The 6,855-nt window shown below is 45.1% G+C and carries 8 protein-coding genes; 2 read left to right on the forward strand and 6 right to left on the reverse strand.

Features of this window, described 5'->3' with window-relative positions:
- Positions 1-119: 119 nt before the first annotated feature.
- The 5 genes from AB4496_RS09660 to rhtB all read right to left on the reverse strand — a co-directional run bounded on the left by AB4496_RS09660 (position 120) and on the right by rhtB (position 4,082).
- Positions 120-629, reverse strand: a complete 510-nt coding sequence (locus AB4496_RS09660; protein WP_009848225.1) for a cyclin-dependent kinase inhibitor 3 family protein — start codon at positions 627-629, stop codon at positions 120-122.
- Positions 630-655: 26 nt separating this feature from the next.
- A complete protein-coding gene (locus AB4496_RS09665; protein WP_009848224.1) occupies positions 656-1,657 on the reverse strand; it encodes an ArsJ-associated glyceraldehyde-3-phosphate dehydrogenase in 1,002 nt (333 codons plus the stop codon).
- A gap of 101 nt (positions 1,658-1,758) precedes the next feature.
- Positions 1,759-2,100, reverse strand: coding sequence for a metalloregulator ArsR/SmtB family transcription factor (locus AB4496_RS09670; protein WP_009848223.1), 342 nt, complete (start codon positions 2,098-2,100; stop codon positions 1,759-1,761).
- Positions 2,101-2,198: 98 nt separating this feature from the next.
- Positions 2,199-3,419 (reverse strand): EAL and HDOD domain-containing protein, encoded by a 1,221-nt coding sequence (locus AB4496_RS09675; protein ID WP_009848222.1) that lies wholly within the window; start codon positions 3,417-3,419, stop codon positions 2,199-2,201.
- A gap of 45 nt (positions 3,420-3,464) precedes the next feature.
- Positions 3,465-4,082 (reverse strand): homoserine/homoserine lactone efflux protein, encoded by a 618-nt coding sequence (rhtB, locus tag AB4496_RS09680; protein ID WP_009848221.1) that lies wholly within the window; start codon positions 4,080-4,082, stop codon positions 3,465-3,467.
- Positions 4,083-4,163: 81 nt separating this feature from the next.
- On the opposite strand from rhtB, the gene AB4496_RS09685 reads away from it, so the two are divergent.
- On the forward strand, positions 4,164-5,144 hold the full coding sequence (locus tag AB4496_RS09685; protein ID WP_009848220.1) for an alpha/beta fold hydrolase: 981 nt from the start codon (positions 4,164-4,166) through the stop codon (positions 5,142-5,144).
- A 190-nt stretch (positions 5,145-5,334) separates the two neighbouring features.
- The gene (locus AB4496_RS09690) at positions 5,335-6,162 is read left to right on the forward strand and encodes a Cof-type HAD-IIB family hydrolase (protein WP_009848219.1); all 828 of its coding nucleotides are present in this window, start codon (positions 5,335-5,337) and stop codon (positions 6,160-6,162) included.
- Positions 6,163-6,250: 88 nt separating this feature from the next.
- Here the strand turns inward: AB4496_RS09690 and AB4496_RS09695 are convergent, their stop codons facing one another.
- Positions 6,251-6,718, reverse strand: coding sequence for an EVE domain-containing protein (locus tag AB4496_RS09695; protein WP_017098543.1), 468 nt, complete (start codon positions 6,716-6,718; stop codon positions 6,251-6,253).
- Positions 6,719-6,855 lie beyond the last annotated feature (137 nt).

Consider the following 6,855-nt stretch of genomic DNA (forward strand, 5'->3'; position numbering starts at 1 on the left):
TTGCAGCTAGGCAACAAGCAAGTTCAGCCCTATGAGCATAGGTGTTCTATGTGATTAGGGCGGCCGGCGATCCGGTGAACTTGCGCAGTTAACAACGCTGCAGGTTCAAGAATGAAGAGCTACGCAGAAGCTACGCCATTAATGTATTCAACCTGAATGGCTTTAGTGAATGCGCCCGGACGCAGTGCCTGCACCTCTTGAACAATCTTATTCATGTCCCAGCTCTTCTCTAACAACAGGTGTGCAGCCAGCAAACCAGTACGGCCAGAGCCGCCCATGCAGTGCATTGCTACCTTGCCGCCGTTATCCACGACTTGGTGTAGTGCAGGGCTCGCCGCCTGCCATTTCGCAGCAAAATCGGCACCCGGTGCACAGTCGTCTTCGATTTCGATTTGAAACCATTGCATGCCTAGCGCACGTGTCTTCTCACCAAGTGCCGCAACGTCTTTGCTTGCAAGCTCATGGTCATCAAGTGCTGTCACGATAGCTTCAACGCCTTGTGCTTTCAGTTGCGTTAACGATGCATCTAGGTCAGCGTCTTTAGTTCCTGGGCACGGAGTAAGCACTAACGCACCAGTTTCTAGATCTAGTTGCCATGTTGGGTGTACTTGAGAGTTTGTCATCATCATCATCTATCTCTTAAAAATCTTATAAATTAAGCCAGACCAACGGTACGAACTAGCTCAGCAGTACGTGTTGCGTAGCCCATCTCGTTGTCGTACCAAGCGTAGATCTTAACCATGCGCTTACCAACTAGCATGGTTGATAGCGCATCTACGATAGTTGAGCGTTGGTCGCCTTTGTAATCGATAGAAACCAGGGGACGCTCTTCAAAGCCAAGAATGCCTTTCAGTTCATTCTCAGACGCTTCTTTCAGCATCGCGTTGACTTCTTCAGCTGTGGTGTCTTGCTTCACTTCGAAGATGATGTCGGTCAGAGAAGCGTTCGCTAGTGGTACACGAACCGCGTGGCCATTAATACGATTTTCAAGCTCCGGGAAAATCTCAACAATCGCTTTTGCACTGCCCGTTGTTGTCGGGATAAGACTCATGCCACATGCACGTGCACGGCGTAAGTCTTTATGGGGCGCATCAAGAATAGTTTGCGTATTGGTGAGATCGTGAATAGTGGTAAAGGCTGCGTTCTCGATGCCTAACTTCTCGTTAATCACCTTCACAACAGGCGCAAGACAGTTAGTCGTACAAGATGCCGCAGTCACAATCTTATGTACCGCTGGATCGAAGATAGCGTCATTCACACCGACAACGATGTTTGCAATGCCTTCTTCTTTCACTGGCGCCGATACCACAACACGCTTCACACCTTGCTCAAGGTATTTGTTTAGGAAAGATGCCTTACGGTGAACACCGGTCGCTTCAAGGACAACATCGCAACCAGACCAATCGATCGCATCGATATCGCGCTCTTGCGTAGTTCTAATGCGTTGACCGTTGATGATCATCTCATCGCCTTCAACCATGACTTCGTGGTTCCAGCGACCTTGAACCGAATCGAACTCAAGAAGATGCGCCAATGTCGCGGTGTCGCCAGCCACATCGTTAATCTGTACGAACTCAATTTCCGCCCAATCAAACGCTGCGCGAAGTGCTAAACGGCCGATACGGCCAAAACCATTAATACCTACTTTGACTGTCATACTCTTTTCTCTCAGTTAATTGCCTTCATGTTTGAAGCCGCAGTGTTGTTGACTATGCCTAACTGCAATCTCAACGATTTTGGCAATAAATTTAAATGTATTTAAACGCAACATTGAGGGCGTGAAGTCATGGCTTCTAGGCGCTCAATATCCTGTTGGTATTCAGTTTTCAAACAGTTCGATGCGATAAGGTCATCAATTAACTTTAGCATCCAACCCGGTAAATCTTGTGACAGACGGTAGAACACCCACTGCCCTTGGCGAACGTCAGTTAAAATTCCGTTTGAACGCAACTGCGCAAGATGGCGGGAAATCTTTGGCTGACTTTCTTGTAATGCCTGAGTCAACTCACCAACAGATAGGCACTCTTGGCGCACAATCAACATTAAGCAACGCACTCGCGTTTCATCAGACAGTAATTTAAAAAATTGGTGAGGAAGCATAACTACATACTCATATATGGATGTACATATATATTAGTTGTAAAAAAACGCACGTCAAGGCGTGCGTTTTCATTGTCATAAAAGTTTAACGAAGAATATCAGAGCTTGTTGGTAACAATATGGCTCCAACGTCGAGCTTCAGTGAGTTCTGTTTTCACTTGTTCCACGTTCAACCCTAGATCAGCACAGTGATCATCAATCTTTTGCCAATCAGCATGTTCGAAACTTTCTTCAAGTGCTAATAATGCGCCATATGGACCTTCTCTGCGCAGCAAGGCGACCTTAATACTTGTGCATAACGGTAATTGTTCAATTAAGTTCTCTAACGACAGATCGAGCAACGCATCAAGTAATGAGAACAAACCAATCATAAAGGCTTGTTCAGTATGCCCTTTAAATACTTGGTAACGAGACATCCGTTGGCAAAACTGCGCACGCTGCAAAGACAGGCCATACAGCTCTTTGGGCTTTTTATCAGAGACATAAGACGCTACTGCTAGCGAGACAAACATTTTCAATTTCTCTTGCCCTAAATAAACCAAGGCCTGACGAAATGAAGAGATGGTGACCTCAAGGCGGGGTGACATAGTATTCACAAAGCGCAGAAGCTTATAGGATAAGGCAATATCTTTCGCGACGATGCTTTCAACACGTTGGAAGTCGACATCCGGCTTACAGACCTCTTGGAATAGCTCCATCGCTATCACTTGCTCTGGGCTAATATACTTAGTCTTTATGATTTCTGGCTTACTAAAGAAATAGCCTTGGAAAAACTTAAACCCTGCTTCTTTCGCTTGTTGGAACTCTTGTTCCGTTTCAACCCGCTCAGCAAGAAAACTATACTTCTTCCCTTCGTGCTTTTTGACTAACTCACACGCCGCATCCAACCCCATCTGCATGATATCAAGCTTAACAATATGCGTATATTGAAGGAAACGTTCCCACTCAGGTGTCGAAGTAAAGTCATCTAGGGCAATCATATACCCTGCTTGATAAAGCTCTTTGATTACCTCTAATAGCTCATCGGTCGGTTGGCAGGTTTCAAGAATCTCAACTACGACCTTATCTTTCGGTAAGCTCATTGGAAGACGGCGAATCAAGCTCTGATACGGAAAATTAATAAAGCAGCGTGAAGATGGGATCGAAGGGTTAAGCCCAACGGACAAGAAGTTTTCAACGATCAGGCGATACGTTGCTCGATTAGATTCAATATGCGCGGGGTAGGCATTCCTATCACCGTCACGAAACAGCAGCTCATAACCAAGCGTGTTCTTGTTACGGTTTAAGATAGGTTGTCGAGCAACGTACGTAGCGGTCATTTATTGATAACTCTAATTGATTTAACTATAACTCTATTACTTTCATTAAGCTTTGGCAGCAGCCAGCAAAGCGCCGCAACCCATGAACATACCACCAAATATTTTATTTATCTTACCCATTATGCGATCTGAGCGAATAAAACGTCCCATTTGTGAAGCTAATGAGGTGTAACCCAACATAACCACGCTATCAATAAATACAGTGGTCACTCCAAGCACCAACAACTGCGGTGCTTGCGGTTGTGTCGGATCGATAAATTGCGGAAACAGAGCAACTAAGAACACGATAGATTTTGGGTTAGTCAAATTGATAAGCACTGCATTTCTGAGCAGCTTGCCACTCGATAGCGTTGATTTTTCTTCTGAAGCCACCAAGCTAGACTTATCACGCCACTTTTGAATGCCTAACCATAGAAGATAAACCACGCCTACCCATTTGATGATGGTAAATGCCAAGGCGGACTTTGCCACTAGTGCACCAATACCCGCTCCCACCAGCATAATATGAAATGCAAGACCGAGCTGTAAGCCTACGATCGACGCAAGTGACTTCTTGGTGCCATAGCTGAGCCCATTGCTGATTGAGTTAACGGTACCTGAGCCCGGTGCCAAACTAAACAAAATCGCCGTGACGACATAAGCAAGCCAAACATGAGTATCCATTTGCATTTCCTTACTAGTTCTTTAATCTAACAACATTAGTAGCGATGACGCTCTCACATGCATCAGTTCAGGTAATTTCCCATGGAAAACCACAGTGCCACCCTGTTTTCATACACGCAAGAACCTGAGTTCGAGCAAGCGATTAAACACCCGATCTCCACCCTTTGGCAACAACGAAAGGATGGTTATGTCACATCATCTGGTAAAAAAAGGTTGTACTGGTGTAGCTTAACTTCTCCGACACACACCAAAGCTATTGTTATTTCAAATGGTCGCATCGAGTGCTGCTTAAAATACCAAGAGCTCTTTTATGATTTCTATCAGCAAGGTTATGACGTTTATTCATTTGACCACCAAGGTCAAGGTCAGTCGGAACGTATGGTAACAGACTCTGACATTGGTCACATTCACGAGTTTGATGATTACGTATCAGATATGTCTGACATTATTGCCAGTTTTGATCTTAGCAAGTATTCCAATCGCTACCTGCTCGCACATTCGATGGGCAGTACAATCGCCACTCGCTACTTGCAAACTCATCCCAACCACCCGTTTGACAAAGTCACTCTGTGCGCTCCGATGTTTGGGATAAATACTGAATGGTACTTCAAGCCTATCGCAATGCTTGTTGGGCAAGCTCTCACCGCTTTCTATGCCAAGCCGACTTATGCCCCCGGGCAACAGGCGTATTACTCTAAGCCCTTCGAAAATAACTTATTAAGCCACAGTAAGGTGCGCTATCAGTGGTTCCGTTGCTTATATGACGGTTCCCCTTCTTTGCAGGTTGGCGGACCAAGTACTCGCTGGGTATGGCAAGGGTTAATGGCCGCCAAGCAGGCAATACAACAAACTCGTCAAATCAAGATCCCACTGCTATTGATTCAGGCAGGGGAAGAGAAGATTGTGAGTAACGATGCTCAAGTGAAGTTCATCAATAAGCTGAAAAAAACCAACTCTGATTGCCAGTTTAAGGTGATTGAGGGTTCTAGGCATGAGGTACTGTTTGAGCAAGATGAATACCGTAATCACACACTGGATGCTATCAATCAGTTTTTTGCCTAGATCGAATAAGCTAATAGGCTAAGTAACCGACCAAGAAGATAAGCGCTAAAGAGGAAGAGAAGTAAGTGAGCTTTGCCCTCTTTTCTTGCATGAAATTGGCATACAATTTCCACCTAGAGATATTGTGGTTAAAACGATGCTAGCGTTGGCTAGTATTGATATTTGCTAAGCATTTTGCAATGAGGGTTAAATGACTATTCCTGCACTTAAAGATTCCGTGAAAATTGTTGCTTCTGATTTAGATGGTACGCTTTTGGCTCCCAACCATCAGCTAAGCGACTTTACCAAACTAACGCTTAAGAAGTTACACGAGCAAGGTTACACCTTTATCTTCGCTACGGGTCGCCATCACGTCGACGTAGCAGGGATTCGTCAAATTGCAGGGATTCCGGCATACATGATCACGTCAAACGGTGCTCGCGTACACGACCAGAACGATCAACTGATGTATAGCCAGGACGTCCCTCAGAAATTAGTTCAACCGGTTATTGATATTGTTCGCCAAGATCCAAATATCTTTATTCATATGTACCAGAATGAAGATTGGCTACTCGACCGTGAAGACGAAATGCTCGCTAAGTTCCATAGTGAGTCTGGCTTTAGCTACAAGCGATTTGAAGCTGATAATGCCCCAAGCGACGGCATTGCTAAAGTCTTCTTCACACATCCAGAGCAAGACCACGAATATCTGGTCACGTTTGAGCAAAAGCTAAAAGATGCGTTTGGAGACAAACTGAACATCGCCTTCTCAACACCTTGGTGTTTAGAAGTGATGGCCGCTGAAGTATCTAAAGGCCACGCCTTAGACGCTGTTGCGAAATCATTGAACCTAACACTGGATAACTGTGTTGCCTTTGGTGATGGCATGAATGACGCAGAGATGCTGGCGATGGCGGGTAAAGGTCTAATCATGGGCACATCACATGAAAAAGTGATGAAAGCTCTACCAGACAATGAAGTGATTGGCAGCAACGCAGACGACGCCGTTGCTCACTATCTAGAAAAGCACCTGCTCTAATCTCGTCTCGTCGAAGAGATCTGAATAAATAAAAAGGCAGCCAACTAGCTGCCTTTTTTGAACCTTACGTAAAAAGCTCTCTCTAACGCTATCGAGAACCCTGTATTTCTTTGCTTAATATTGCCTGCCACTCTTGTTCGGTAACCGGCATGATCGATAATCGGTTGCCCCGTTTAACCAGTGGCATTTCTGACAGTTCAGGCATGGCTTTAAGTGTTGCCAAAGGAATCAAGCGTTCAGTCACTCGCACAAACTCAACATCAACCATTATCCAGCGTGGATTATCGGGCGAAGACTTAGGGTCGTAGTAATCACTCTCTGGGTCGAACTGAAAGTGGTCTGGGTAGGCTTCTCTGGTTACTTTCGCGATCCCCGCCACGCCAACTTTTTTACATGATGAATGGTATATCATCACCAAGTCTCCAAGCTTGACGTCATCACGCATCATGTTTCGAGCCTGATAGTTGCGTACACCCTCCCAACAAGAGGTTTTTTGTACTCTCAGAGTCTGAATAGAAAAGGTGTCGGGTTCTGTTTTAAATAACCAATATGCCATAATAAATCCAATTAACGGTTGCTCCGAGGAAGATATAACATGAAGGTAATGAAAAACCCAGTGACATGGCTAGTCGCATTCACTCTACAAGGCTGTGTCACAGCGCCAGATGCTCCCCAAAAGCCAGAACTACCACC

The organism is Vibrio sp. 10N.222.46.A1 (genome assembly GCF_041473595.1).
GTDB classification, from domain to species: Bacteria; Pseudomonadota; Gammaproteobacteria; order Enterobacterales; family Vibrionaceae; genus Vibrio; species Vibrio tasmaniensis_A.

Coding starts and splice junctions, on each gene's coding strand:
- AB4496_RS09660 (WP_009848225.1), bottom strand. CDS start 629: ATGATGATGACAAACTCTCAAGTACACCCAACATGGCAACTAGATCTA.
- AB4496_RS09665 (WP_009848224.1), bottom strand. CDS start 1,657: ATGACAGTCAAAGTAGGTATTAATGGTTTTGGCCGTATCGGCCGTTTA.
- AB4496_RS09670 (WP_009848223.1), bottom strand. CDS start 2,100: ATGCTTCCTCACCAATTTTTTAAATTACTGTCTGATGAAACGCGAGTG.
- AB4496_RS09675 (WP_009848222.1), bottom strand. CDS start 3,419: ATGACCGCTACGTACGTTGCTCGACAACCTATCTTAAACCGTAACAAG.
- rhtB (WP_009848221.1), bottom strand. CDS start 4,082: ATGGATACTCATGTTTGGCTTGCTTATGTCGTCACGGCGATTTTGTTT.
- AB4496_RS09685 (WP_009848220.1), top strand. CDS start 4,164: ATGGAAAACCACAGTGCCACCCTGTTTTCATACACGCAAGAACCTGAG.
- AB4496_RS09690 (WP_009848219.1), top strand. CDS start 5,335: ATGACTATTCCTGCACTTAAAGATTCCGTGAAAATTGTTGCTTCTGAT.
- AB4496_RS09695 (WP_017098543.1), bottom strand. CDS start 6,718: ATGGCATATTGGTTATTTAAAACAGAACCCGACACCTTTTCTATTCAG.